The organism is Marinilactibacillus piezotolerans (assembly GCF_900169305.1).
In the GTDB taxonomy this organism is placed as follows: Bacteria; Bacillota; Bacilli; order Lactobacillales; family Carnobacteriaceae_A; genus Marinilactibacillus; species Marinilactibacillus piezotolerans_A.
In genome coordinates this window covers 461,089-487,401 of the sequence record NZ_FWDP01000004.1, presented here as the reverse complement: position 1 = coordinate 487,401, position 26,313 = coordinate 461,089, and the positions used below count along the sequence as shown (strand labels likewise).

At 39.5% G+C, this 26,313-nt stretch carries 19 protein-coding genes; 16 read left to right on the top strand and 3 right to left on the bottom strand.

Annotation, left to right across the window (positions count from 1 at the left end; all coding sequences use genetic code 11):
• Positions 1–371 precede the first annotated feature (371 nt).
• The 13 genes from glyQ to addA all read left to right on the top strand — a co-directional run bounded on the left by glyQ (position 372) and on the right by addA (position 21,247).
• Positions 372–1,301, top strand: coding sequence for a glycine--tRNA ligase subunit alpha (gene glyQ, locus B6F02_RS06295; protein ID WP_080146513.1), 930 nt, complete (start codon positions 372–374; stop codon positions 1,299–1,301).
• 1 nt (position 1,302) lies between these two features.
• Complete coding sequence (gene glyS, locus B6F02_RS06290; RefSeq protein WP_080146512.1) at positions 1,303–3,399, top strand: glycine--tRNA ligase subunit beta; 2,097 nt, start codon at positions 1,303–1,305, stop codon at positions 3,397–3,399.
• A gap of 95 nt (positions 3,400–3,494) precedes the next feature.
• The gene (locus B6F02_RS06285) at positions 3,495–5,210 is read left to right on the top strand and encodes an ABC transporter ATP-binding protein (RefSeq protein WP_080146511.1); all 1,716 of its coding nucleotides are present in this window, start codon (positions 3,495–3,497) and stop codon (positions 5,208–5,210) included.
• Between the two features lie 97 nt (positions 5,211–5,307).
• Positions 5,308–5,820 (top strand): transcription repressor NadR, encoded by a 513-nt coding sequence (locus B6F02_RS06280; RefSeq protein ID WP_080146510.1) that lies wholly within the window; start codon positions 5,308–5,310, stop codon positions 5,818–5,820.
• Between the two features lie 97 nt (positions 5,821–5,917).
• Entirely contained in the window at positions 5,918–6,481 is a 564-nt protein-coding gene (locus B6F02_RS06275; RefSeq protein WP_080147391.1) for a hypothetical protein, read from the top strand.
• A gap of 166 nt (positions 6,482–6,647) precedes the next feature.
• Complete coding sequence (gene dnaG / locus B6F02_RS06270) at positions 6,648–8,531, top strand: DNA primase (protein WP_080146509.1); 1,884 nt, start codon at positions 6,648–6,650, stop codon at positions 8,529–8,531.
• A 20-nt stretch (positions 8,532–8,551) separates the two neighbouring features.
• Positions 8,552–9,688, top strand: coding sequence for an RNA polymerase sigma factor RpoD (gene rpoD, locus B6F02_RS06265; protein WP_080146508.1), 1,137 nt, complete (start codon positions 8,552–8,554; stop codon positions 9,686–9,688).
• A 168-nt stretch (positions 9,689–9,856) separates the two neighbouring features.
• The gene (locus B6F02_RS06260) at positions 9,857–10,474 is read left to right on the top strand and encodes a 50S ribosomal protein L25 (protein WP_080146507.1); all 618 of its coding nucleotides are present in this window, start codon (positions 9,857–9,859) and stop codon (positions 10,472–10,474) included.
• Positions 10,475–10,611: 137 nt separating this feature from the next.
• Complete coding sequence (locus B6F02_RS06255; protein WP_080146506.1) at positions 10,612–11,313, top strand: tRNA (adenine(22)-N(1))-methyltransferase; 702 nt, start codon at positions 10,612–10,614, stop codon at positions 11,311–11,313.
• Complete coding sequence (locus tag B6F02_RS06250) at positions 11,310–12,428, top strand: Nif3-like dinuclear metal center hexameric protein (RefSeq protein ID WP_080146505.1); 1,119 nt, start codon at positions 11,310–11,312, stop codon at positions 12,426–12,428. The genes B6F02_RS06255 and B6F02_RS06250 overlap by 4 nt, the downstream gene beginning before the upstream one ends.
• A gap of 74 nt (positions 12,429–12,502) precedes the next feature.
• The gene (gene pepT / locus B6F02_RS06245) at positions 12,503–13,732 is read left to right on the top strand and encodes a peptidase T (RefSeq protein ID WP_080146504.1); all 1,230 of its coding nucleotides are present in this window, start codon (positions 12,503–12,505) and stop codon (positions 13,730–13,732) included.
• 88 nt (positions 13,733–13,820) lie between these two features.
• The gene (locus B6F02_RS06240) at positions 13,821–17,441 is read left to right on the top strand and encodes a PD-(D/E)XK nuclease family protein (RefSeq protein ID WP_080146503.1); all 3,621 of its coding nucleotides are present in this window, start codon (positions 13,821–13,823) and stop codon (positions 17,439–17,441) included.
• Complete coding sequence (addA, locus tag B6F02_RS06235; RefSeq protein WP_080146502.1) at positions 17,438–21,247, top strand: helicase-exonuclease AddAB subunit AddA; 3,810 nt, start codon at positions 17,438–17,440, stop codon at positions 21,245–21,247. Before B6F02_RS06240 ends, addA begins: the two co-directional genes overlap by 4 nt.
• A gap of 59 nt (positions 21,248–21,306) precedes the next feature.
• On the opposite strand, the gene B6F02_RS06230 is transcribed toward addA, so the two are convergent.
• The 3 genes from B6F02_RS06230 to B6F02_RS06220 are packed head-to-tail and all read right to left on the bottom strand — an operon-like array spanning position 21,307 to position 24,099.
• A complete protein-coding gene (locus B6F02_RS06230) occupies positions 21,307–22,536 on the bottom strand; it encodes a putative glycoside hydrolase (RefSeq protein ID WP_080146501.1) in 1,230 nt (409 codons plus the stop codon).
• Positions 22,533–23,435 carry a polysaccharide deacetylase family protein gene (locus tag B6F02_RS06225; protein ID WP_080146500.1) on the bottom strand — a complete coding sequence of 301 codons (903 nt, stop codon included), beginning with the start codon at positions 23,433–23,435 and terminating at the stop codon, positions 22,533–22,535. Before B6F02_RS06225 ends, B6F02_RS06230 begins: the two co-directional genes overlap by 4 nt.
• 19 nt (positions 23,436–23,454) lie before the next feature.
• On the bottom strand, positions 23,455–24,099 hold the full coding sequence (locus tag B6F02_RS06220; protein WP_080146499.1) for a YkyA family protein: 645 nt from the start codon (positions 24,097–24,099) through the stop codon (positions 23,455–23,457).
• A gap of 231 nt (positions 24,100–24,330) precedes the next feature.
• Between B6F02_RS06220 and lspA the strand changes: the two genes are divergently transcribed.
• Genes lspA through pyrR form a run of 3 tightly spaced genes read left to right on the top strand, consistent with a single transcriptional unit; the run spans position 24,331 to position 26,307 of the window.
• Complete coding sequence (gene lspA, locus B6F02_RS06215) at positions 24,331–24,810, top strand: signal peptidase II (RefSeq protein WP_080146498.1); 480 nt, start codon at positions 24,331–24,333, stop codon at positions 24,808–24,810.
• Positions 24,807–25,712: an RluA family pseudouridine synthase gene (locus B6F02_RS06210; protein WP_080146497.1), complete on the top strand. Its 906-nt coding sequence runs from the start codon at positions 24,807–24,809 to the stop codon at positions 25,710–25,712. The genes lspA and B6F02_RS06210 overlap by 4 nt, the downstream gene beginning before the upstream one ends.
• A gap of 49 nt (positions 25,713–25,761) precedes the next feature.
• On the top strand, positions 25,762–26,307 hold the full coding sequence (gene pyrR, locus B6F02_RS06205; protein ID WP_080146496.1) for a bifunctional pyr operon transcriptional regulator/uracil phosphoribosyltransferase PyrR: 546 nt from the start codon (positions 25,762–25,764) through the stop codon (positions 26,305–26,307).
• The last annotated feature ends 6 nt before the right edge of the window (positions 26,308–26,313 follow it).

The window sequence follows — 26,313 nt, the reverse complement described above, 5'->3', positions numbered from 1 at the left end:
ACACATATTTTATAGATTAAAATACAAGCAAGCTTTTCTGGATTTAGTTGAAAGTAAAGGTTTTTTTGTTAAAGTTCAATAACTCGAGATTGACATTATATCTTGTTCGTGTAAGATAGAATTTAACAAATGAAAATGCACAGTGAAAGAAAGAGTAGAAATGATCTGTCTATTCAGCGAATTCGGGGGAGTGAGAGCCGAGTGAGATGACGTTTTGAAAGGCATCTGGAGTGCAGGAATAAAGCGCTGATTCAGGTATAAACTGAATTGGAAGTAGGGTGGAACCGCGAGAAAACTCGTCCCTATACTGATGGATAAGTGTCAGTATAGGAACGAGTTTTTTTATGATTAAATCAAAGGAGAGAGTATAAATGACTAGAGCACTAACGTTTCAAGAAATCATTATGACTTTACAGAAATACTGGTCAGAACAAGGCTGCATGCTGATGCAAGCTTACGATACAGAAAAAGGGGCAGGAACAATGAGCCCTTATACATTTTTAAGAGCGATCGGACCTGAACCCTGGAATGCTGCTTATGTCGAGCCTTCTAGAAGACCGGCAGATGGCCGTTATGGAGAAAATCCGAACCGACTTTATCAGCACCACCAATTTCAAGTAGTTATGAAACCTTCTCCAAGCAACATTCAAGAACTATACCTGAAAAGCTTGGAGCTGCTTGGTATTGATCCGCTGGAACATGATATTCGCTTTGTGGAAGATAATTGGGAAAATCCTTCTCTGGGTTGTGCGGGTCTAGGATGGGAAGTTTGGCTTGACGGAATGGAAGTTACTCAGTTTACCTACTTCCAGCAAGTTGGCGGACTGGAAGTGGATGCTGTTACCAGCGAACTGACTTATGGTCTTGAACGATTAGCTTCCTATATCCAGGACGTGGAAAGTGTCTACGAGATTGAATGGGCTCCGGGAGTTAAATATGGAGAAATCTTCAAACAGCCTGAATATGAACAATCTGCTTATGCATTTGACTATAGCAACCAAGAAATGCTGTTCAATCACTTCAAAGAATATGAAGCTGAAGCGCAAGCGTTGATCGAGCAGGGATTAGCCCATCCAGCATACGACTGTGTACTGAAATGCAGTCATACATTTAATCTGCTGGATGCTAGAGGGTCAGTCTCTGCCACAGAACGTCCAGATTTTCTGAGACGCATTCGCAGAATGGCACACAGTATTGCTAAAACATTTGTTGCAGAACGAGCAAAATTGGCGTTTCCGCTGCTAAGCGGAGAAGAAAAAGCACAATGGCTGGACCAGTATATTCAAAAGGAGGAGAAGTAATATGACACATACATTTTTATTAGAAATTGGATTAGAAGAAATGCCGGCTTCTGTCATCAATCCTTCTGCCTTGCAGCTGAAAGACCGCATTGAAGCCTTTTTGAACGAAGCTGGTTTATCTTATCAGCAAGTCACTCCTTTTTCTACACCGAGAAGACTAGCTGTTAAGGTCGAGGGTCTTGCAGAAGTTCAACCTGATGACAGACAACTTGTCAAAGGACCTGCAAAACGCATTGCTCAAGATTCAGAAGGAAACTGGACAAAGGCTGCGATCGGTTTTACGAAGGGACAGGGCGCCTCAACAGAAGATATCGTCATTCAGGAAGTAAAAGGTGAAGAATACATTTTTGTTGAGAAATTTACAAAAGGAAAAAACGCAGCTGAAATTCTTCCAGGTTTAGCTGACGTTATAACGTCAGTGACATTCCCGGTCAGTATGAAATGGAATACTTATTCTTATAAGTTTATCCGTCCAATTCACTGGATTGTGGCTCTTTTAGATCAAAAAGTTGTTCCATTTGAAGTATTTGGCGTTAACACAGGCCAACAGACTTCTGGACACCGCTTCTTGGGAGAACCTGTCACGATTGATCAAGCTGATCACTACATTGAAACTTTAAAAGGTCAGTATGTATTAGCTGACCGTGAAGAAAGACAAACAGAGATTGCTGATCAAATTACAGCATTATGCCAGAAGCATGGTTGGAAAGTCCCTTTAGATAATCAAGAATTACTAGATGAAGTTACTGATCTTGTCGAATGGCCGACAGTCTTTTATGGCTCATTCAATGATGCTTTCCTTGATGTGCCAGAAGCAGTATTAGAGGTCTCCATGGCAGATCATCAACGTTATTTCCCAGTACGCAACTCTGAAGACGGCGAAACGTTCCTGCCTCATTTTATTGGTGTGAGAAATGGATCAGCAGATCACTTGGATAAAGTGGCTAAAGGAAATGAAAAAGTACTGGCTGCTCGGTTGGCTGATGCAAAATTCTTTTATAAAGAAGATCAAGAGAAAACAATCGATGAATGTGTTGATCAGCTGAAAAAAGTTTCTTTCCACGAGAAATTAGGATCGATTTATGATAAACAGAAACGAATCGGTACGATTTCTCATATTCTCGCTGATGAATTTGATCTGTCTAAAGATGAAAAAGCTGCACTAGAACGTGCAAGCGAATTATTGAAATTTGATCTTGTGACCAGTACAGTTATTGAATTTACTAAGCTTCAAGGTAAGATCGGGGCGATACTGGCTAAAGAAAAAGGCGAAGACGATTTAGTCTGTCAAGCTGTATCAGAACAATATCTGCCAACTTCTGCCACTGGCGAACTTCCAAGTACAGCGGTAGGCACAGTTTTATCAATGGCTGATAAGCTGGATACATTAGTGATGTTTATTGCGATCGGTCAAGTACCGTCCGGTTCAAACGATCCATTTGCTTTAAGAAGACAAGCAATGGGCATCGTACGGATGATTGAAAACACTGGACGTCATTTCTCATTGAAAGATATCCTGAACAAGATTGAGGAACAGTTACAAATCAATGTTGAACTGAAAGCAGGAATTGCACAGAATCAGCCGATCGTTCTTCAGTTTATTAATGACCGTCTAGATCAATATCTGCAGCAACCGGAGGAAATGGGTGTTGAAATTCCTTATGATATTAGACAAGCGGTACTGAATTCAAATCAAACTGATTTAGTTTCAGTTGCTAAAGCAGCACATGTGTTAACACAAGAAAAAGAAAACGACACTTATAAGCCAGTAACGGAATCACTGACTCGTGCAGCCAACTTGGCACAAAAAGCTGACGAGGACAGCCTAGTAGATTCAGATTTATTTGAGACCGAATCAGAAAAGACTTTATACCATAACGTGCAGCATGCTGAAGAAACCTTCCAAAATCATCAAGAACCATCAGCTCGCTATCAGGCACTAAAAGAACTTAGTCCATCTATCGATGCTTTCTTTGATGAAAATATGGTCATGGCTGACGATCAATCTATCAAATACAATCGTCTAGCCTTATTGAAACAGCTCAATCAGTTGACCAGTACCTTGGCTGACTTTAGTTACTTGGTCATTAAGTCCTAAAACAACATGCGGAACAAAGAATCTGATTCTTTGTTCCAGCATTTTACTATACAATGACACACTGTCACTTCAATCATCAAACAGGGGGCGTTTAAGTGCTTAAAAAATTTTTCAGTTATTATAGACCATATAAGTGGCTTTTTACACTTGATTTTACTTCAGCCATTATAGTAGCTGTATTAGAATTGGCTTTTCCCATTATCGTTCAAAGGGTTATAGATACTATCTTGCCGACAGAAGAGTGGGGAACGATTATCTGGGTATCTATCGGCTTATTATCTATCTATGTCATCAATACGGTTCTGCAATTTATCGTTACTTATTATGGTCACCGTTTAGGAACCAATATCGAAACAGATATGCGGCAAGATCTTTATAAACATATCCAGAAACAATCCTTTAAATATTTTGACAACCGGGAAACAGGAAAACTGATTACTAGACTGACTTCTGACTTATTTGAAATTGCAGAAGTTGCCCACCACGGTCCAGAAGATATTTTCATCACCATCTTTACTTTACTAGGCGCTTTTGGATTAATGCTGACGATTCATGTCCGACTTGCCGTTATGACCTTCCTTCTGGTTCCGCTGATCGCGCTAGCGCTGGCTTTCTTTAATAAAAAAATGACGCAGGTAAACAATCAGATTTATGATGATCTGGCTGGTTTCAGTGCGGGAATTGAAGCTTCAGTTGGCGGTATTCGCGTAGTACAAGCCTTCGCAAATGAAGATTATGAAGACAATCGATTCAAAATATTGAATGAATCTTACAAAAAGTCCAAATATCTGTTTTATAAAATGATGGGAATCAGCAGCTCCTATAATTACTTGCTGATGAGACTGATCAGTTTATTCGCTTTATTCTTTGGAGCTTATTATACGATCCAAGGAGAAATCAGTTATGGAGATTTTGTTTCATTCATCCTATTTGCGAATGTATTTGTGCGTCCTATCGAGAGAGTGAATATTATGATTGAAAGCTATCCTAAAGGTATCGCTGGCTTTAGACGATTCCAGGAAGAAATCAATCAGGATCCCGAGATTCAGGACTCTCCAAACGCAGTCGCAGTAGAATCTTTGGCTGGAAATATCACTTATAAAGATGTAACGTTCAGTTATGAAGAGCATAATCCTATTCTGGACCATATCAATTTAACTATTCAGGCTGGTGAGACGATAGCGTTTGTTGGACCAAGCGGTGCTGGAAAAACGACCATCTGCAACTTGCTGCCAAGATTCTATGAAATCGACTCAGGCAGCATTGAAGTAGATGGCCATAACATCCATGACATCACTGTACAGTCTCTCAGAGAACAGATTGGTGTCGTTCAACAAGATGTCTTTTTATTTCCTGGAACCATCAAAGAAAACATTCTCTATGGTGATTTGAATGCAACGGATGAGCAAGTTAGAATGGCGGTCAAACTGGCCAACTTAGAAGACGTGGTCGCTTCTATGCCAAATGGCTTAAATACAGTTATTGGAGAACGCGGAGTCAAACTCTCAGGTGGTCAGAAGCAGCGTCTGTCCATTGCCAGAATGTTCTTGAAAAATCCGCCGATTCTTATTTTAGACGAAGCAACTTCAGCCTTAGATACAGAGACGGAGCAGGCAATTCAAGAAGCACTGGACTCACTATCTGAAGGCCGTACAACTCTGATTATTGCTCACAGACTCGCAACAATTAAAAATGCTGACCGAATCGCAGTTGTTACGAAGAACGGCATAGAAGAAAAAGGGACACATGACGATCTGATAGCACATAACGGAGCCTATAAACGTTTATATGATGCTCAATTCGCTCAATAAATCAAAAAATCTTTCTTAAGTTGAGAAAGCACTTGTGACAAGTGCTTTCTTTTATATTAAACTGTAGTCAACAACTCGAAAGAGAGAAGGAAACAGCATGGATGCAAACAAAAGACGGAAACAGATCTTGTTATCTTTGGCTTCATCGACAGAACCGAAAATTGCTCGCAAACTGGCTGATCAGTTTAGTGTAAGTAGACAGATTATTGTTGGAGACATAGCCTTGCTCAGGGCTGAAGGTCATGAAATATTATCAACACCAAAGGGATATGTTATGCGAGAACCATTAGTCGGCCAAGTGAAAAAGCGGATTGTCTGCCAGCATTCCTTTGATCAGACACTGGAAGAACTATATTGTATTGTGGATCACGGCGGAGCTGTCATCGATGTGATCGTAGAACATCCTGTCTATGGTGAGATGATTGGTGGGTTGAATATTTCGAACCGAGTAGAAGCCGATACATTTATGCAGCAGATAAAAGAACACCAAACTTCCTTGTTAGCAGCGTTGACCAATGGACTGCACAGCCATACGATTACTGCAAAAGATTCAGATACGCTGGAAGCCATTATCACAGATTTGAAAGAAAAAAATTTATTATACCATTAAAGATATTGATTATTTTGAAAAAATTGTTATACTTGATTAGTGTCATGACACCTGTAAAGTAAGGTGTATACATAATGTAAACTAAGGAGTGAGTATAATTAAAAAATCAAATACTTTAAGACTGACAATTACAGCCTTGCTGACAGCGATTGCTATTGTCATTCCAATGGTTATGCCGATACGCGTACTAATAGAACCAGCTTCCTTCACGCTGGCTAGTCATGTACCGATCTTTCTGGCCATGTTTTTATCGCCAGGTATTGCAGTAGCAGTCGCTTTAGGTTCGGCTGTCGGATTTTTGCTGGCCAGCTTTCCCATCGTTATCGTTCTTCGTGCATTAAGTCATGTTTTATTTGCTTACCTAGGAGCAAAATACTTAGTCGGAAGAAGAAAAGAGGTCCTGACTTCGCCAGTAAAGAGCACTATATTTTCTTTTATCATCGGCTGTGTTCATGGACTTGCTGAGATGATGATTGTCTCATTATTCTTTTTTGGATTCATTCCAGGTTCCGGCTATAGTGAAGGCTTCTTCTACGCTGTCTTTCTACTGGTAGGAGTGGGTACGATCGTACATAGTATGGTCGACTTTCTGATTTCTCAATTTGTCTGGACTTCATTAGGAAAAAGAACTGAAACACTGGCAGAAAAAGTCAACAAGTAAAGAGTTGCTTTCAATATCGTTTTTTTATTCCTCATCTAAATTGATTAGATGAGGAATTTGCATTTTCTGGGATCTGTGATATACTTGTGGTTGATTATTATAGGCTAACTATGCTCCATTTTTAATATATTTTATACATTGATCAGCAAAGTGAGGAGGCATTGGATTGGTTCGTATACCAGAAGAAACCATTACGCAGGTTAGAGAAGCGTCTGATATTGTCAATGTCGTTTCTCAATATGTCCAGTTAAAAAAGTCCGGACAAAACCATTTTGCACATTGTCCTTTTCACGAAGATAGAACACCATCATTTTCAGTAAATGAAAAAAAACAGATTTATCACTGTTTCAGCTGCGGAAGAGGCGGTAATGTCTTCAGCTTTTTACAGGAGATGGAAGGCATCAGCTTTCCGGAAGCTGTCGTTAAAACAGCTGAGATCGTTGAGATCCCTCTTGATGACTCGATCAAAGAGCAGTCTGCTCAAAACAGGCCGAATGAAAACAGCCGTTTCAGCAAGCTGCTCCAGATCAATGAACAAACTAGCGATTTCTATCATCATATTCTGATGAATACAAAGGTCGGAGAGGCTGCATACCAATATCTGATCGATAGGGGTATGGAGAAGGAAACCCTGGAAACGTTCAAATTAGGGTTTTCTCCGCCGCAAAGAAATGCACTGAAATTGTATCTGGAAAATCAGGAGACGATTGAGCAGTCGCTTTTACCAGACTCTGGTTTGTTTTCCGATAGAGATGATGGTCAGCTGCTGGACAGGTTCTCTGGCAGAATCATGTTTCCGATTCGAGACCGCAAAGGACAAACGGTCGCTTTTTCAGGACGTATCTTCGAGGATCCTGCTATCGAACGTCCACAATCTTTTCATACAGCGAAATATGTTAATAGTCCTGAAACGGATTTATTTAATAAACGTAAAGTACTGTTTAATTATGATAAGGCACGTCCGGCAATCAGAAGAGCTGGAGAAGTTTATCTTTTCGAAGGGTTCATGGACGTGATTTCCTCTTGGCAGGCCGGTATAAAAAACGGTATCGCTTCAATGGGGACCAGTTTGACCACGGAACAGATTCATCAGCTGGACCGCGTAACTGATAAAGTGGTCATTGCTTATGATGGGGACCAAGCAGGTCTTGATGCTTCAAAACGAGCGATGGAATACTTCTTAGATCAGACTCATTTCAATATAGAAGTTGTCAGCTTTCCGGAAAAATTGGACCCAGACGATTATATAAAGACTAGAGGTAAAGAATCTTTCAATGACTTTCTCGTTCATGGCCGAGATACGTATATGAGCTTCTTGATGAAATATCACAGAAACGGCCTGAATCTTAAGAATGAAAGCGAGAGAGTTTCCTATATTGAAAAGATTCTGAAGCAGATGACGGTCGTTTCTTCTCCTGTAGAACGTGAACTGTATTTTAATCAGCTTGCGCAAGAATTTGAGTTAAGTCAGGATATTTTAAAAGAACAGTTCCAGCAATATATGCTGGAAACACAGAAAAACCGGACAAAGGAACTGAAAAAGAAACAAGAGGAAAGAAAAAGCGACACTTATGCTTTTCAGATCAAGAGACAGAACAGACCGAAAACCAATTCTATCGAGCAGGCAGAAAAAATGCTGCTGAATAGACTTTTCTATCATGATGATGTATGGTATACATTGCAAAACTTATCTTTCGAATTTACTTTTCCGCATGAACCGTATCAAATACTGTATCTATTATACGAATCCTATTTCAGAGATAAAGGTGAGAATAATGTAGAAGCTTTTCTGGATTTTATTAAAGATCCAGGACACAAGAAAACAGCTGCAGAAATATTGTGGATGGATCTAGGAGAAGTGTACGTCAATACTGAGATTGAGGATTATATTGATGTGATCGCTAATCGTTCGCCTTTGGAAACAACGCTTCAATTAAAAAGACAAGAATTGAAAGAAGCCGAACGTACCGGAGATAAACAGAAACAGAAGTATTTAACCATAGAAATCATAAACTTAAATCGTCAGCTTAAAGCGGCGAAAGAAGTATAAAGCAGGAGGCATTCCCATTTATGGCCAAAACAAAAAATGAAACAGAAAACAAACAATCAAATCAACAATACGAAGCAGCAGTCAAAGCACTGATTAAAGAAACGAAGAAAAAATTAGATCAGACGATTTCTTATGTAGAATTGACAGATAAACTAGCTGAACGTTTTGAATTAGAAAAAAATCAAATGGATAATCTGATCCAGAAGTTTGAAGACGAAGGGATCGGAGTCGTCGATGAAGATGGTAATCCTTTAGCAAAACAGCTGGATAAAGAAGAAGAAGTGGTTGAAGAAGCGAAAAAAGAAGAAATGATTGCTCCTCCCGGAGTTAAAATCAATGATCCGGTCAGAATGTATCTTAAAGAAATCGGACGAGTAGATTTATTGAAAGCTGATGAAGAGATTGCTTTAGCAAAACGAATCGAAAATGGCGATACGATTGCTAAACAAGAACTTGCAGAAGCTAACTTGAGACTAGTTGTTTCAATTGCTAAAAGATATGTCGGTAGAGGAATGAGTTTTCTTGACTTGATTCAAGAAGGAAATATGGGTCTAATGAAAGCTGTAGAAAAGTTTGACTATGAAAAAGGATTTAAATTCTCAACTTATGCTACTTGGTGGATCAGACAAGCGATTACCCGTGCGATTGCCGATCAAGCCAGAACCATCCGTATTCCAGTGCATATGGTTGAAACTATCAATAAATTGGTACGAATCCAGCGTCAACTTCTGCAAGACTTAGGCAGAGAACCTACTCCAGAAGAAATTGGAGCAGAAATGGATCTTCCAACTGAAAAAGTCAGAGATATTCTGAAAATTTCTCAGGAACCCGTTTCGCTTGAAACACCAATCGGAGAAGAAGATGATTCTCATCTAGGCGACTTCATTGAAGATAATGAAGCGACAAGTCCTTCTGACAATGCTGCCTACGAATTGCTGAAAAGCGAATTAGAAGATGTATTAGATACATTGACTGATCGTGAAGAAAACGTCTTAAGACTGCGCTTTGGACTTGATGACGGTCGTCAGAGAACACTGGAAGATGTTGGTAAAGTATTCGGTGTAACTAGAGAGCGAATCAGACAGATCGAAGCAAAAGCACTTAGAAAGCTGCGTCATCCAAGTCGTTCAAAACAATTGAAAGATTTCTTAGAGTAAACTCCTGGAGATCCTCTTATGAGGGTCTCTTTTTATTTCATTCTGTCTTTCATGTAGAATAAGAAGTCATATTCTTTGCATGTCAGATTGTGTTTTGTTACACTAGTTTATGTAATCGCTAAAATATAAGCAAATTGCTTATTAGTATATATTTGGAAGGTGAAAAGAATGAAATTGACAGCAACTAAACGTACTGAGACAGGTACATCGGCTTCAAACAAAGCAAGAGCTAAAGGAATGGTTCCTGCAGCAATCTATGGGAAAGACGTTGATACGATCCCAGTACTACTGAACCAGAAAGAATTAGAAGATACCTTACGTAAAGTAGGAGCAAACGGCGTATTTGACGTTGACGTAGACGGAGAAACATACCACGTTTTCGTTAAAGAACAGAAATCTGCTGCTATCAAACCGATTTTGTATCATGTAGATCTATTATCCTTCACTAAAGGACAAAAAGTTCATATGACCATTCCTGTTTATGTAACGGGTGAAGAAGAAGTCAAAGAAGGATATGTATCTCAATCTATTTCTGAATTGGAAGTAGAAGTTGCACCTGCAGAAGCACCAGCTGAGTATACAATTGATGTTTCAGACCTTAATATCGGGGACACTATCAGTGTCAGCGATATTGAAGTAGGATCTGAAGTAAACTTGTTGACTGATGCTGAATCAACAGTGGTTTCACTTTCTGCACCAGATGCAGTAGAAGAAGAAACAACTGAAACGAATGATGATATGCCTGAACCAGAAGTTATTGGCGAAACAGAAGAAGATTCTGAATAATTATCCTATAACGTAATCCCTGACAACAGCGGAGCATTTCTCCGCTGTTGTCTTTTTCTATTTCTTCATCTTATGGTTCAAACTGTCATCAGAAGCTGTTAAAATAGAGAGTAGAAGATATTAAGAAGAGGTGCGTCATGGAAATGATTCAACTATCAAAAAGGCTGGCTGCGGCTGCGTCCTACATACCAAAATCTGCAAGATTGGCAGATATCGGTTCGGATCATGCCTATCTGCCCGTTGCATTAGTACAGAACCAAGCTATTGAGTTTGCGGTAGCAGGGGAAGTCGTAAAAGGACCATTTGAAAAAGCAAAAAATGAAGTCTCCAGTCGAAAACTGGAAAAGGTTATAGATGTCCGTTTAGGAAATGGCTTAGAGATTATCAGTGCTGATGATTTGATCAACACAGTCTCCATTTGCGGAATGGGCGGTGCTCTGATCAGAGATATTTTAAATCGAGGACTTCAACAAGAAAAATTGTTAAAGAAAGAAAAGCTGATTCTTCAGCCCAACGTAGGAGAAAAAACGCTGCGAACATTTCTGATGCAGCAACAGTACAAAATTACGGCAGAAGAAATTGTAGAAGAGAATGATAAGATTTATGAAATCATTGTGGCAGAACCATCAGATCAGGTTGTAAATTACACAGATTTAGAATTGATGTTTGGTCCTGAACTATTGAAAGAACGTACAGACATTTTCAAAGAAAAATGGAGAAGAGAATTAGATAAATTATCCTATATTCAGTCAGAATTGAAAAAATCTACTGACCCTAATATGGATAAAACACAAAAAATTGAAAGAGAAGCAGAACAAATCAGGGAGGTCATCAAGTGAGCACAGTGACTGTAGAAGATATCGTTCGTCGCATAGATGAGTTTGCGCCTCCTGTTTTAGCTGAAGATTGGGACCCGATCGGACTTTCTTTCGGTTCTTTAACTCAACCAGTTAAAAAAATCATGATTGCTCTGGATATTGATGCAGACACCATACAAGAAGCAAAGGAACAGCAAATCGATTTGATTTTCACTCACCATCCCGCTATTTTTCGTTCACAGAAAACACTTAATGCGATGGACCAACGGCGTAAGGAATATATCGAATTGATTCAAGCTGGCATTGCAGTTTATTCAGCCCATACCAATATTGATGCTGCGGAAAATGGGATGAGCGACTGGCTGGCAGATCAGCTGGGTTTCCCAAAAGAACGACAAATCGTATATACTTCTTATCAGATGCCTTATAAGAAAATTGCCGTTTATGTCCCGAAAGAGAATGCTGATCAAGTTAGAAAAGCGATGCATAAAGCAGGAGCTGGCGAAGTCGGCCAATATAAAGATGTTTCTTACCACTTAGATGGATGGGGCAGGTTTACTCCTCAACCTGGATCTGATCCTGCCGAAGGACAGATCAATCAGGAAACAGTTGTGGAAGAGGTCCGCATTGAAATGATGTTTCCGGCAACCATTCAACAGACGGTCATTTCCGCGATTCAGTCATCACATCCGTATGAAGAACCGGTGTTCGATGTTTTTACACTGGAAAATGCTCAAAAAGCTTTTGGATATGGAAGAGCAGCAGAAGTAAATCAGACCACAGAAGAAATGATCCATACAGTAAAAAGAGCCTTTAAGCTGGACGGTTTGAAATATGGCTCTGTTTCTACTAAAAAAGTCCATCATAAAGCAGCAGTTTTTGGCGGAGCAGGAGAAAAGTATTATCTGGACGCCAAAAAGCAAGGTGCTACATTATTTATTACAGGGGACATTTCCTACCATGGGGCTCAAGATATGTTGAGAGACGGTATAGCCTTTATTGATGCCGGACACTACATCGAATCTATTTTTGTTGAAAAAATGGCTGAAGTCATGAATCAGTGGAAACAGGAAGAAGGTTGGACAGTAGAAGTTTATCAGGCCCAAGCTCAAAAAGATGTATTTAAATTCAGCTGAGATTCTATCTATTTCAGTTGTTATTAGTGTAAAATAAGAACAGACTAACAATACGTAGAAAAGGAATGAAAGCAATGTATACTAATCTTGTCGATCGCTTTATCAAATATGTAAAAATCAACACTCGTTCTGATGAATCGAGTACAACTATCCCTTCAACAGCTTCTCAAGCAGAATTTGCAAAACTGTTAATGAAAGACTTGGAAGAAATCGGCTTGAGTGAAATTGAATACAATGAAGATAACGGATTCGTCACTGCCACATTGCCTGCAACAACAGATAAATCAGTTCCTACTGTAGGTTTTATAGCACATATGGATACCGCTGACTTCAATGCTGAAAATGTAGCGCCGCAATTTCACGAGAACTATGATGGAAGTGAAATTCTGTTGAATGAAGAGCAATCTATTGTTCTTTCACCAGATGATTTCCCGAATATGAAAAACTATATCGGTCAAACATTGATTACAACTGATGGAACAACGCTGCTCGGTTCTGATGATAAATCCGGGATCGTTGAAATTATCAGTGCGGTTGAATACTTATTGGCACATCCCGAAATCGAACACGGTAAAGTTCGTGTCGCTTTTGGACCCGATGAAGAAATCGGTATCGGAGCGGATCGTTTTGATGTTGAGCATTTCCAAGCAGATTTTGCTTATACTGTTGATGGTGGTCCTGTTGGAGAGTTAGAGTATGAAAGCTTCAATGCTGCAAGTGCCAATATTAAAATCCAGGGTAAAAACGTTCATCCGGGAACAGCAAAAGACAAAATGGTCAACGCACTCAAACTAGCTGTAGAGTTTGATACGATGCTTCCAGAAGATGAAGTACCTGAAAAAACTTCAGACCGAGAAGGATTCTATCACTTATTGGGCATAGAAGGAACAGTAGAAGAAGCTGCGATGGGCTACATTATTCGCGATCATAGTCGTGAAGCTTTTGAAGCGAAAAAAGAAACAATTCTGGAAACTGCACGCAAAATCAACGAACGTTTTGATCAGGAAAGAGTAAACGTTACGTTAAAAGATCAATATTATAACATGCGTGAAATCATCGAAAAAGATATGCGCTCTGTTGAAATTGCGGATAAAGCAATGCGCAGCTTAAATATCGAACCAGATGTAAAACCGATTCGCGGCGGTACAGATGGTTCTAAAATCTCGTTCATGGGCTTACCAACGCCAAACTTATTTGCCGGAGGAGAAAATTTCCACGGAAGATATGAATTTGTTGCAGTTGAAAGCATGGAAAAAGCAACTGATGTCATCGTAGAAATTATAAAAACAGCAAATCAATCATAAAAACTGTTAAAAGAAGATGGATACATTGCTGTATCTGTCTTTCTTTTGCATTCAACCAGTTACCTCATTTTAAGAAAGGGGCCGCATTATGGCTTTGCAGTTTGTCATCGGCCGAGCATATACCGATAAAGAAAACGAATTGATCCGTCAAATGAAAACATTAATGGATCAGGATGCTTCCGCACAAGTCTTTTACTTAGTACCGGACCACATTAAATTCGAAACTGAAATCAATGTACTGGACTTCCTGAAGCGCGAACAGAAAGAGGCTCATGCTTATACAGGTATGATCAATCTGCAGGTGTTCAGTTTCAGCCGTCTAGCTTGGTACTACTTGCAAGATACAGCTATTTACAATCAGACGCAGCTCACTGAAACAGGACTATCCATGCTTGTCAGAAAATTACTGAAAGAACATGTAGAAGACTTGACAATCTTTAGAGGAGAAAGTTCTCAGCAAGGGTTCGTAGAGAAACTGACTGCTTTATTTATGGAAATGCGAAATGGTCGAATCGGCTACCAGGATCTGGAACAGTTTATTCCTCTTGATCATGAAGAAGATCGTTCCAGAAGTGATTTTGCTCAAAAAATGGCTGATATCAATCTCCTGTTCCAGGCTTTTAATCAGCGTTTAGTTGATCAGTATATTGAAAAAGAAGACATTCTCCAGTCATTGATCAAAGAAATCCAGCGCAGAGATCTCTCTAACACAACGATCTATATCAATCATTACCAAAGTTTTTCTGCACAGGAGCAGGAACTGATCATTGAATTGGTTCGCGCTTGTAAAAACGTTGTTGTTTCATTAGTTCTGGACCAAAAGTTTGCTGTCGAACCTCCTGAGATGACTCATCTGTTTTACGAAACAGGTATCGCTTACTACAGACTCTATCAGCATGCTTTAATGGAAAAGCTGCCCGTTTTAAATGATCAGCTGCTGACAAAAGCAAGTGATCAACGCTGCGAAGAACTGAATGCACTGGAGAATTTCTGGGTCGAAAGTTCAACGGGCACAACTATAAAATTTAGTGATACACATCTTAATATGCATAATTGTCTGCAAATATGGTCTGCAGAAACCAAGCAGGCAGAAGTTCTGCATGTAGCCAATACAATCAGGAGAATGGTCGCTTTCGAAGGCTATCGCTATAAAGATATCATGCTCATGAGCCGGTCGATCGACCAGTATAAGACAGTTATTGAACCCCTATTTAATGAGAATGATCTAGCACTATTTATTGATGAACCAGATACAATGTCTGGTCATCCTTTAGTAGAATTTATTCAAAGTTTGCTGCTGATCACAAAGCGTCACTGGCGCTATGAAGATGTAATGCGGTTTTTGAGGACAGAACTGTTTGTTCCCAATATTGAGGAGGAAACCGTTCCAGATACTTTGGAAGCAAAGATCGACTTTTATAAAGATATACACGAATCCTGGCGCAACAAAGTTGATCTCACCGAAAATGTCATGCTTGCCTATGGTTATGAAGGCAGTTACTGGACAAGAGATGAAGAATGGATCTACGCTCGCTTCCAGCTAGAAGAGGATGATGAGCAGACAGATACGGATAAACAGATTCAGTCAATTTCAAATGAAGTGAGAGTAAGCGTCCGTAATACACTGCTTCCCTTTTATAAACGACTTCAAAATAGTAAAACAAACAGAGACGCTGCACGTTTGCTCTATCAGTTTATCGCCTTAAATGGTGTTGATCGTCAGATAGGATTCTGGCGCGATCAGGCTTTGGCAGCAGGGGACTTAGTTGATGCACGAAAACATGAACAAGTCTGGGAAACATTTATTAAGATGCTGGATGAATTCGTTGATGTCCTGGGCGAAGATGAATGGGATATGGATTCCTTTTTGACCATACTGGAAACAGGATTTGAACAAGCTACGTACAGTATTGTTCCGCCGAGCATAGATCAAATTATGTTCACTAGTTTTGATAAGGTGCGTGTAAACACGAAAAAGGTCGTCTTTATATTAGGATTGACAGATAATGTGCTGCCTTTAACTCAAGAAAACGAGTCAATATTGACGGATGAAGATCGTGAAAAGGTTCAGCAAAACTTGCCGGTCGATCGGTTCTTAGCTCCTTCTGTCCAGTCAACTATTGCTTCTGAGCCGCTGGCGGCTTATATGGCGTTTAGCAACGCTTCAAGAGAACTGATCTTTTCCTATCCAGTTAAACAAGATGGCTCAAGTGATAATCGAATCAGTCCTTATCTGCAGCGCATCTCTGAACATATGTCGATTCCGATTCAAACCAAACTGGCAGATAGTCATCTGATTTTTGATCAGACACTAGAAACATTACAGTCTTTTATTGGTTCGAGAAGACAAACCATTGGTCAGTTGGTTACTGTATTAAGAGATGGAATCGACCAGGATACATTACCTCATGTCTTCTGGCTAATACTGTTCGAGCGTTTGCGAGATACAGAAAATGAGTTGGAGAACAAAATATTTGAAAGTTTAGAACACAAAAATATCCCAGTACCTATACCGAAAAGGATGGCTGAACAGCTATACGGTAAAGACCTTTATCTTTCAGTGTCTCAATTGGAAAGTTTCTATATGGATCCGTATAGCCATTTCCTTCAATATGGACTAAAGCTAAGAGAAAGAGCTATACAAGACCTTACACCAACAGAAACCGGAAACTTTTATCATGATGCATTAGATAGAGTCTTCAGAACGATTGTTGAACGCGATTTATCCATGAAAGACATGACGGAAGGGCAGTTGAATCAACTGACGGATGATGTACTTGCTCAAGTTTATGATAAAAATCAATTTAGAATCTTATCTATGTCCAATCGAATGAAATTTATTCGTATGCAGTTAAGTAAAACTGTGAAACGAATGATGTGGGCCATCAGTCATCAAAACCGCCGCAGTAAACTAACACCGCAAAAGTCTGAAGTTCTATTTGGTACATTGGGAAATGCGAAAGGTATTCCAGGTCTCTCATTTCCATTGAACAACGGAGGCAATATCCATGTACGAGGAAAAATCGATCGTCTAGATACAATGGAAGTGGATCAGAAGCTGTATTTGAGTGTCATAGATTATAAATCAAGCCAGCATTCCTTTAAGTTTGATGAGTTATATTATGGTCTAATGATGCAAATGATCACTTATCTGGATACTGCACTGGAATTCTCTCCGCAATTATTCGGACAGAAAGCAAATCCAGCTGGGGCTTTCTACGCGCAAGTAAAAAATCCTTATTTGAAACCCAAAAGCAAAAAATCAGAAGACTGGATGATGGATCTTCTAAAAGAATTTAAGTTAAATGGATTGGCCATCAACGAGGAAGATATTTTAAACCAGCTCGATTTATCTTTAGAAGCGGGTACGCACTCATTAATTTATCCGATCAATCAATTGAAAAGCGGGGCATTGAGAGGGCGAGGATTAATCACGACCGAAGAACTGGGCATTTTGATGCAATATAATCGCAAATTGATCACAGATGCGGGAAACGAAATTCTTTCTGGTGTCAATACTATGAAACCATTCTTAGAGAAGCGATCCTTCACTCCTTCCGTCAGCGGTCCGTATAGAGCGATTTCTCAATTCGATGTTTTATTGGATGAAAATAATTATCGACATTTTGATGCGATTCGTTCCAAACAAGATCTAATCGATAAGATCTCCAATAAGTTGATTATTCCAGGAGAGGAGGAAACAAGATGAAACAAATCCCCATAAAGCCTCAAAACAGCAGATTCACAGATAGTCAATGGCGCTCCATTTATGATGAAGGTAAAAATCTATTGATTTCAGCTTCAGCAGGATCAGGAAAAACCACTGTCTTAGTGCAGCGTGTTATTGAGAAAATCAAGAATGGCGTAGGTATAGATGAACTCTTAGTGGTTACTTATACAAATGCTGCTGCAAGAGAAATGAAAGAAAGAATTCAATTTGCAATCCAAAAAGCGATAAATGAAACGACTGACCCAGCTTTAAGACGTCACTTAGTCCAGCAGCTGCCTTTATTGAACCAGGCAAATATCTCAACGCTGCACTCTTTCTGTCTGAAGGTAATCCGCCGCTTTTATTATTTGATCGATTTAGACCCCGTATTCAGAATGCTGACAGATGAGACAGAAAATCTGCTAATGAAAGAAGATGTCTGGAATGAATTGAGAGAAGCGCTTTACGGTGAAACAGATACTTTATTTCAAACTTTAGCAGAGACTTATTCCAATGACCGATCAGATGATGGACTAACAGAATTGATCTTCTCACTATATAACTTTTCAAGATCCAATCCGGATCCAAAGAAGTGGCTTGATCAATTACCTCAGTTATATACGATTGAAAACAATGATCTAGCTGCGACAGATTTATTTCAGAAGCTGGCAAAACCGCAAATGCTGCAAATCATTGATACAGCTATTGAATTAAATGAAAGTGCTCTTGTGATAGGTCAGAGCGATGATGAACTGAGTAAATTGACTGATTTGCTGAACGAGGAAAAAGGGCACTTTAAATCCATCAAAGATGGTTTAGAAGCAGGAAACCTAGAATCCGTTTATACTTCGTTACACGCTTTTAGTTTCAGTCGTTGGAGTGCACCGCGAAAGAAAACGACTCCAGAAGAGGTAAAAGAAGCAGCGGCAGAAATGAAAGACTTTCGTGATCAGTCCAAATCAGCACATGACCGATTGATTGAAGAATACTTCAGTGTACCAATCGATCAGCAAATTGATCTGATGCATTCCGTTAAGTCATTAGTTGAAGAAATGTCACGAGTGACCCGGCTCTTCTCAGAGGCTTTTCAGCAACATAAAGCCGACAGAAGATTACTTGATTTTAACGATTTAGAACATTTGACTTATCAAATTCTGACAAAAAATGAAAATGGCGAAAAGACTTCGACAGAAGCATCAGATTACTATCGGCAGTGTTTCAAAGAAGTTATGGTAGACGAATATCAGGATATCAATTTTTTGCAGGAAAGCATTTTAAAATGGCTGACCAATGATGACAGTGAAGCAGGAAATCAGTTTATGGTGGGGGATGTCAAACAGTCGATCTATGCCTTTCGTTTAGCAGATCCCGATTTATTTATAGACAAGTATGAACGCTACGCTTCTGGTGAAGAAGGAGAAAGAATTATACTTGCTGAGAATTTCCGTTCCAACCATCATGTACTGGAATTTACAAATTATTTGTTTTCTCAATTGATGGATAAAGCGGTAGGGAATTTAGATTATGATGATTCAGCCAGACTGGTGCAAGGATTTAAAGCATTTCCTGAAGAACTGCAGTGTGAGACAGAAATTTTGATCTACGAGAAAGATATTCAAGATGAATCAGATGACGATGCAGAAGTAAAGGCTGATTTTGAAGATGTATCTGAATCTTTCCAAATCGATACAAAAACTGAAGGCGAATTGCTGATGGTTGGAGAAAAGATCTTAGAAATGAAACAGTCCGGTTTTGAAATCTACGATAAGAAACTGGACGCCAAACGACCTGTCCAGTTTAATGATATCGTCCTTTTGACCCCTACAAAGAAAAATAACATCGTGATACAAGACGTTTTCAGTAAACAGCTGGATATTCCTGTAGCAGTTAAAGATACGCAAAATTATTTCAGAACAACAGAAATCAGCATTATGATGTCTCTGTTAAAAGTCATTGATAATCCTTGGCAAGATATTCCTTTAGCAGCTGTACTAAGATCTCCGATTGTCGGTCTGAATGAAATCGATCTGACAAAAATCCGATTGATGAATACAGCATCAACTTATTATGAATCTTTAATCGAGTTTACCGCACAAGAAGAACCAGAGCCAGCCAATCGAAAACTGCAGTTGAAACTAATTTCCTTTCTAGATCAACTAGTGCATTGGCGAGAGCTGGCAAGAAGACAGCCGATCGTCAGACTAATCTGGACTATCTACGAAGACACCGGATTTTTATATTATGTGGGGGGCATGAGTTCCGGCAAGCAGCGAAAAGCCAATCTTCATGCTCTATATGAAAGAGCTGCTGCATACGAAAAAACCAGCTTTAAAGGATTGTTCCAGTTTATTCGCTTTATCGAAAAAATGCAGAAAAAAGATAAAGACCTCGCTGAGCCCTCCATTGTAACGGAAGATGAAGACGCCGTTAGAGTTATGACGATCCATGCAAGCAAAGGACTGGAATTCCCAGTTGTTTTTGTGATGGATATGTCTAAACGCTTCAATCAGACAGACTTGCGTAAACCATATGTCTTCGATGAAAAATTCGGGGTTGGAGCAGAGTATAAAGAAGTATCAGAGGACGCTGAGTTTCCTAATGGCAGATATACAACTCTTCCCGAAAGAGCATTAAAAAACCATAAAAAAACAAAATTGCTATCTGAGGAACTCCGAGTCCTTTATGTCGCATTGACTCGAGCTGAACAGAAGCTGTTTCTGATCGGCTCTTATAAAGATCGTGAAAGTGCGATGAAAGAGTGGGGGACAGTCAGTGCTCATGCACGTACAGTGTTGCCTCCTGATATTAGACTGCAAGCTTCCAGCTATATGAACTGGGTAGGATTGAGCTTGGCTCGTCATCATACGGTAGATGATGATCAGTGGCTGACCAGCCCTAATAAAGAGATCACAAACCATCCTGTCCAGTTTTCAATTACCTTTTTTAGTCAGAATGATCTGCAAACCAAATTATCAGAATTACAAACAGAACAAAAATCGAACTGGTATGACAATTTCAAGAAGAAAAAACTCGACTTCAAGCAGACTAAAGATGTTAAGCACGCTGCTGATCAAGCCATCAACTTGGTACAACTTCAGTATGCGCATGAAGCTGCAACAATGACAACCAGCTATCAGTCTGTCTCTGAAATCAAGCGGATGTTTGAAGAACCCAATGATGGTCAGTTGATGAAAATCGATGTAACGAATCCTAAAAATCCTTATCGTTATGTAAATGACCAACTAGAGAGACCTGCTTTTATTGCTGAAGTTATGCAGCCAAGTCCAGCAGAGATCGGGCAAGCAACTCATTTGGTGCTTCAAGCGCTTGATCTTGCAACGTTCCCGACTGAAGCCGTTATTCAAAAACAAGTAGCCGACATGGTAGAGAAAAAAGTGCTTACTAAAGAGATTGCTCCATTAATACGAGTTGAGCAGCTCGTCCGTTTTTTTGAAACTGAATTCGGACAGAAAGTCGCTGCTTCAAAAGCTCAAATGAGACGAGAAGTTCCTTTCTCTCTGATTATGGAAGCAAGAGAACTCTTTATGGATATGAAAGCAGAAGAGGATACTGTGCTGATCCATGGTATTGTCGACGGCTATATTGAAGAAGAAGATGGACTGATTCTCTTTGATTACAAAACGGATCGATTAGGGCGTTTTACAGACCCCGAAGAAGCTATGCTGGAAAAATACAGTGGACAATTACGATTGTATAGACGAGCATTAGCATCCATTTTAAAGAAACCTGTTAAAGAGACATATATTGTTTTACTGGATAACACTCAAATTGTTCCGGTAGTCTAAAAAAGCGCGGACCCTTTTCATAAGGGCCCGCACTTTTTCTGTCTATTATTTTATAATCTTTATTCAAAACTGTATTGAGCACCTTCAGAGTATACGTTTCCGGCATTCCATAGTAAGAATTCATTGACTCCATGTTCGTTCAATGCACGAATCTGATCAGAAACTTCTTGAGCACCATATTCCTTATAATAACCTGAGCCTAGATAAGAAGCTGTAAAATCTTGAAGCCACGGTCGAGAAGTTGGAGCATCTTCACCCAGTTCTTCAAAAATAGCCGTTTCATATTCCATGTACTGATCAACGACATTGTACGGCTCCAAATCCGGTTTGCTGATTCCTAGTGAGCCAACACCCCAGTGACTTGGATAGATCATTGATGAAATAACATCAACATTTGATGAGATACGGGAGAAGTTTTGACCGATACCAGGCGTTTCTTCCATTGTTGCCGCATACCCGAAAATGTCGACAGAGACGTCTACATCATAAGCTTGCAGTTCTTGTTTAGCATAAGCAACAAACTCGGTTACTGCATCAACACGCTGTTTAACGTTATTTAAATCACTTTCTTGGTAATCTCCTCTAGAATAGCTTAAAATTTCGTCCCGCTTTTCAAACCCTTCCGGGAACCGAACATAATCGAATTGAATTTCTTTAAACCCTAATTTAGCAGCTTGTTTAGCAACCTCAACATTATATTCCCAAACTTCTCTTTGATAAGGATTGACGAATTTATCTCCATTGTTATTCGACCAGACTTCTCCATTTTCTTCTTTAAAAGATAGATCTGGTCGGGCAGTTGCCAGTTTTGTATCTTTAAAGACAACGACACGAGCGATTGGGTAAATATCATTCTTTTCAAGCGTGTCCATTAATGAAGCAGGTTCGATAACGTTTTGTGTTGATTCTTGAATCAGTTCCATATCAGAGTCTAATGGCATCATCATATTTCCGTGATCATCTTTTACATCAATAACCATAGAGTTCAGTTCAGTATCATTTAATAAATTGACTAGGCTGTCCATACGGGAACCGCCAGCAGAGTAGCCTGTTACAAAAACGCCTTTGACGCCATCTTCAGGATAAGCAATGTCTACGCCACTGTCATATTTAAACTGATCCGGAAATTCTTCCGGAATTGTCAACAGCGGTGCTGCCGAGTAGTTTAAGACGGTCGTTTTAGCCTCTTCTGTTTGAGTGTCTGTACCTTCTGCATTTACATCCGTTATCGAGAAGGCTAGAGCACCGATGATTGTTGCACTATATGTTAACCGTTTTTTCAATGTCATTCTTGCGCATCCTCACTTTCATCATTGACTGATTTAATTAGAGCCGGGTCTAAAATTTCATACCCTTTTTCTTGGAGACCTGAGACGATATCCGGAGTAGCTTCTAGAGTCCACTCGCGATCATGCATCAATAAGTTAGAACCAGAGACTAATAAATTAGTATTTAACATAATATCTGTTAGGGCAGCCGCGTCTTGATATTCGGCGTTCCAGTCATAGCCATAAGTCCAGTTCATCAGTTCCATGCCTTGTTCATGGGCTAACTGCGTAGAGAAGTCTGTATTAGAACCAAAAGGAGCACGGAAAAATCTAGGTCTTTCTCCAGTAATTTCTTCTACCAGGTCACTTGTTTCTACGATTTCTTCTCGCTGTTTTTCTTCGCTGATATCTGGCAGACTGGCATGTGTCTGCGTGTGGTTGCCTATCTCAAATCCCATATCATAGATTTGCTTCAGCATTTCTTTGCCTTCTTCATTTTCAAGATACATACCGTTGACGAAGAAAATAGCAGGGGCGTCTTGTTCAGTCAAGGCTTTAGCAATTTCAACTGCATATTTGTCTGGTGCATCATCATATGTAAGCAAGGCGACTTGCTCATTTGCATCAGTTCCTTCGATCGTCTGAATATAGGCATAATTTTCAGTAACTTGATATTGATAGTTGATTTGTTCTTCGGCAGCTTCTGTTTCCTCTTCTTGAGCTTCCGTTTGTTCTGCAGTATCAGCTTCTTCCGAGTCTGCTGATGTACTATCAGTTGATTCAACAGATTCGTTTTCATCTTGCGAAGGGGTCTCAACAGCTGACTGTTCGTCGTCTGCTGCTTCTGTTTCTTCCGACTGGTCACATGAAGCTAATATAAGGGCAGAGGCCAGTAGAAAAGCATATTTTGATTTTTTCATTTTCAGTTTCTCCTTTAGCTTACTCGTTTTCAGAAAGTGCTGATTCTATCATAGATTGTGTTTCACTGATGCTGGTATCTAGTGAAGCTAAAGCTTCATCAACTGACATCCACCGTTCTTGCAGGCTGCTGGTTTGTTCATTTAATTCAGTTATGCCATCTGTAAAGGTTTCATAAGTGGCTTCTTCCTGTCCTAAAGAGGTGAAATAGTCTTCCTGAGCAGTCAAAGTTGGAGTATAATCTTCAATGAATCCATCGATTTGACTGGATAATGTATCAATTTGTGAAACTAACCCATCCAGTTCTTGTGCAGATAAAGTTTCGCCTTCGTAAGCAGTAATGATCTCTTCTTGAGCTGCAAACTGTTCATCTAAGCTGGAAATCGAATCTAATATTTCTCTTCTTGAAGAAATATTCTGGAATACTTGAGCAGATCCATCAGATAGGGTAGTCAGTTCTTGATCTGAATTCATGGTTTCGTCAAAAGCAGACTGCAGTGCAGCTTCTTCTTCTGTAAGCGTATTGAAATTTGTTATCAGCTCATCGTGAATTTGATCAACTTCATTTACGGCTGATTGTACCTCTTCATTATTTTCACTATCGCAACTCGCGAGTACAAGAGCTGATAGTCCTAAACCGGCCAAGGCATATGTTCTCTTCATCATTACTAGGATCTCCTTTAAGTATATTCAAGTTTCAATGCAAGGTAATTAAGGTGTTACTCAACGAGTATAACAAAAAATAAAACTAGATTAAATGGAAACGTCTACTAATTTATTCAATTATTAGAAAACGTATTCTAGATATTCCTATTTGGGAATAATAGTATGGGATGTTTTTTACATAAAAAATAAGGTACAATAGAAGAGTATTCTATTTAATGAAAAGAGGTCACTATGTTACTTTATTATATTTTAGCGGTTGTACTGGTAGGCATTGACCAGCTTGTAAAATATCTAACTGTACAAAATATCCCGCTTCATGAAACGGCGGAATTCATACCCGGAGTTCTCTCCTTTACCTATCATCAAAACACTGGCGCTGCTTGGAGTATTCTAGAAGGTCAGATGTGGTTTTTCTATATCATTACTATCATTGTTATCGGTGTGATTATTTATTACATGCAGTCACAAAAGAAACATCATCCATTGCTGTCAACAGCATTGTCTTTTCTTTTGGCAGGTGCAGCTGGGAACTTCATCGACAGACTTTTTCATCAGTATGTGATCGATATGTTTCGATTAGAATTTATCCAATTTCCGATATTCAATGTAGCCGATGCAGCCCTTACAGTAGGTGTCGTGTTGATGATCATTTACTTGATTATAGACGAATTGAATATGTATAAACAAAAGAAAGCAGATGATCGATCATGAGTGAAACATTAACATTTAAAAATCAGAATTCAACGGACCGAATCGACAAGTATTTAGCAGACCAATTAACAGAAGCCTCTAGATCCCAAATCCAAGGCTGGATAAAAGAAGGGCTTGTAACAGTCAACAAAACAGTTGTAAAAGCCAACTACAAGGTACAGTCAGGCGATAACATTAAAATTGAAGTTCCTGATCCAGTAGAAATCAGTGCTGAACCAGAGGATATTGAGATTAATATCGTTTATGAAGATACAGATGTAGTTGTAGTCAATAAACCTCAGGGAATGGTCGTACATCCTTCGATTGGTCATACTTCCGGTTCTCTTGTAAACGCACTTTTATATCATGTAAAAGACTTATCCGGTATTAACGGGAAAATTCGACCTGGAATCGTTCATCGAATCGACAAAGATACCTCAGGATTACTAATGGTCGCTAAAAACGATGTTGCGCATGAGAAATTATCTGAACAACTGAAAGACAAGAAAGCACTCAGAGAATATGTTGCCTTAGTTCATGGAGTGATTCAACATGATAAGGGAACGATCGATGCACCGATCGGTCGGGATCCGCAAAACAGAAAAAAATATGCTGTAGTAGATGACGGGAAGCCGGCTGTCACTCATTTTGAAGTAATCGAGCGCTTTAAAAACTTTACTTTATTACGCTTACGCCTGGAAACTGGCAGAACACACCAGATCAGAGTTCACTTAAATTATATCGAACATCCTATGGCTGGAGACCCAACTTATGGACCAAGAAAAACGCTGAAGGGCAAAGGTCAATTTCTGCATGCTGAAACACTGGGATTTGAACATCCTAAAACAGGAGAAGTCATGACCTTCAGCGCTCCGCTTCCAGAGATCTTCACGGAAACACTAGCAGAACTTAGATTGCAGTAAATCAATCAAACAATATAAAATTTATCCAATCGAAAGGATGACAGTATAGATGACGACTACCGTAACTGTTTTAGATGAGGCTGCAATGCAGCGAGCATTAACGCGTATTTCATATGAAATTATTGAGCAGAACAAAGGAACAGAGAACCTTGTCTTAGCTGGAATCAAAACCAGAGGTATCCATATCGCCAATCGAATTGCGGAGAGAATCCAGCAAATTGAACAAGTTTCTGTACCAGTCGGAGAACTGGATATTACGCTCTATAGAGATGATCGCCATTTTCCAGATGAAGTAGGGGACCCTGAAGTTAAGGGAGAGACTTTTCCGGTTTCTGTGAAAGATAAAGTGGTTATTCTGGTAGATGACGTAATCTTTACCGGACGTACGATTCGCGCTGCAATGGATGCCATAATGGATCTGGGCAGACCCAAAAAGATTCTTGTGGCTTCTTTGATTGATCGAGGTCATAGAGAAATCCCTATCAAGGCTGACTATATTGGGAAAAATATACCAACGTCCATGAAAGAACAAGTCAAGGTATCTGTTATCGAAGTAGACGATAAAAATGCCGTAGAAATCAAAAAACCTGAATAAAAATAA

What these genes read in the sequence shown, in the direction of transcription:
- glyQ (WP_080146513.1), top strand. Translation starts at nt 372, where the DNA reads ATGACTAGAGCACTAACGTTTCAAGAAATCATTATGACTTTACAGAAA.
- glyS (WP_080146512.1), top strand. Translation starts at nt 1,303, where the DNA reads ATGACACATACATTTTTATTAGAAATTGGATTAGAAGAAATGCCGGCT.
- B6F02_RS06280 (WP_080146510.1), top strand. Translation starts at nt 5,308, where the DNA reads ATGGATGCAAACAAAAGACGGAAACAGATCTTGTTATCTTTGGCTTCA.
- rpoD (WP_080146508.1), top strand. Translation starts at nt 8,552, where the DNA reads ATGGCCAAAACAAAAAATGAAACAGAAAACAAACAATCAAATCAACAA.
- B6F02_RS06260 (WP_080146507.1), top strand. Translation starts at nt 9,857, where the DNA reads ATGAAATTGACAGCAACTAAACGTACTGAGACAGGTACATCGGCTTCA.
- B6F02_RS06255 (WP_080146506.1), top strand. Translation starts at nt 10,612, where the DNA reads ATGGAAATGATTCAACTATCAAAAAGGCTGGCTGCGGCTGCGTCCTAC.
- pepT (WP_080146504.1), top strand. Translation starts at nt 12,503, where the DNA reads ATGTATACTAATCTTGTCGATCGCTTTATCAAATATGTAAAAATCAAC.
- B6F02_RS06240 (WP_080146503.1), top strand. Translation starts at nt 13,821, where the DNA reads ATGGCTTTGCAGTTTGTCATCGGCCGAGCATATACCGATAAAGAAAAC.
- addA (WP_080146502.1), top strand. Translation starts at nt 17,438, where the DNA reads ATGAAACAAATCCCCATAAAGCCTCAAAACAGCAGATTCACAGATAGT.
- B6F02_RS06230 (WP_080146501.1), bottom strand. Translation starts at nt 22,536, where the DNA reads ATGACATTGAAAAAACGGTTAACATATAGTGCAACAATCATCGGTGCT.
- B6F02_RS06225 (WP_080146500.1), bottom strand. Translation starts at nt 23,435, where the DNA reads ATGAAAAAATCAAAATATGCTTTTCTACTGGCCTCTGCCCTTATATTA.
- B6F02_RS06220 (WP_080146499.1), bottom strand. Translation starts at nt 24,099, where the DNA reads ATGATGAAGAGAACATATGCCTTGGCCGGTTTAGGACTATCAGCTCTT.
- lspA (WP_080146498.1), top strand. Translation starts at nt 24,331, where the DNA reads ATGTTACTTTATTATATTTTAGCGGTTGTACTGGTAGGCATTGACCAG.
- B6F02_RS06210 (WP_080146497.1), top strand. Translation starts at nt 24,807, where the DNA reads ATGAGTGAAACATTAACATTTAAAAATCAGAATTCAACGGACCGAATC.
- pyrR (WP_080146496.1), top strand. Translation starts at nt 25,762, where the DNA reads ATGACGACTACCGTAACTGTTTTAGATGAGGCTGCAATGCAGCGAGCA.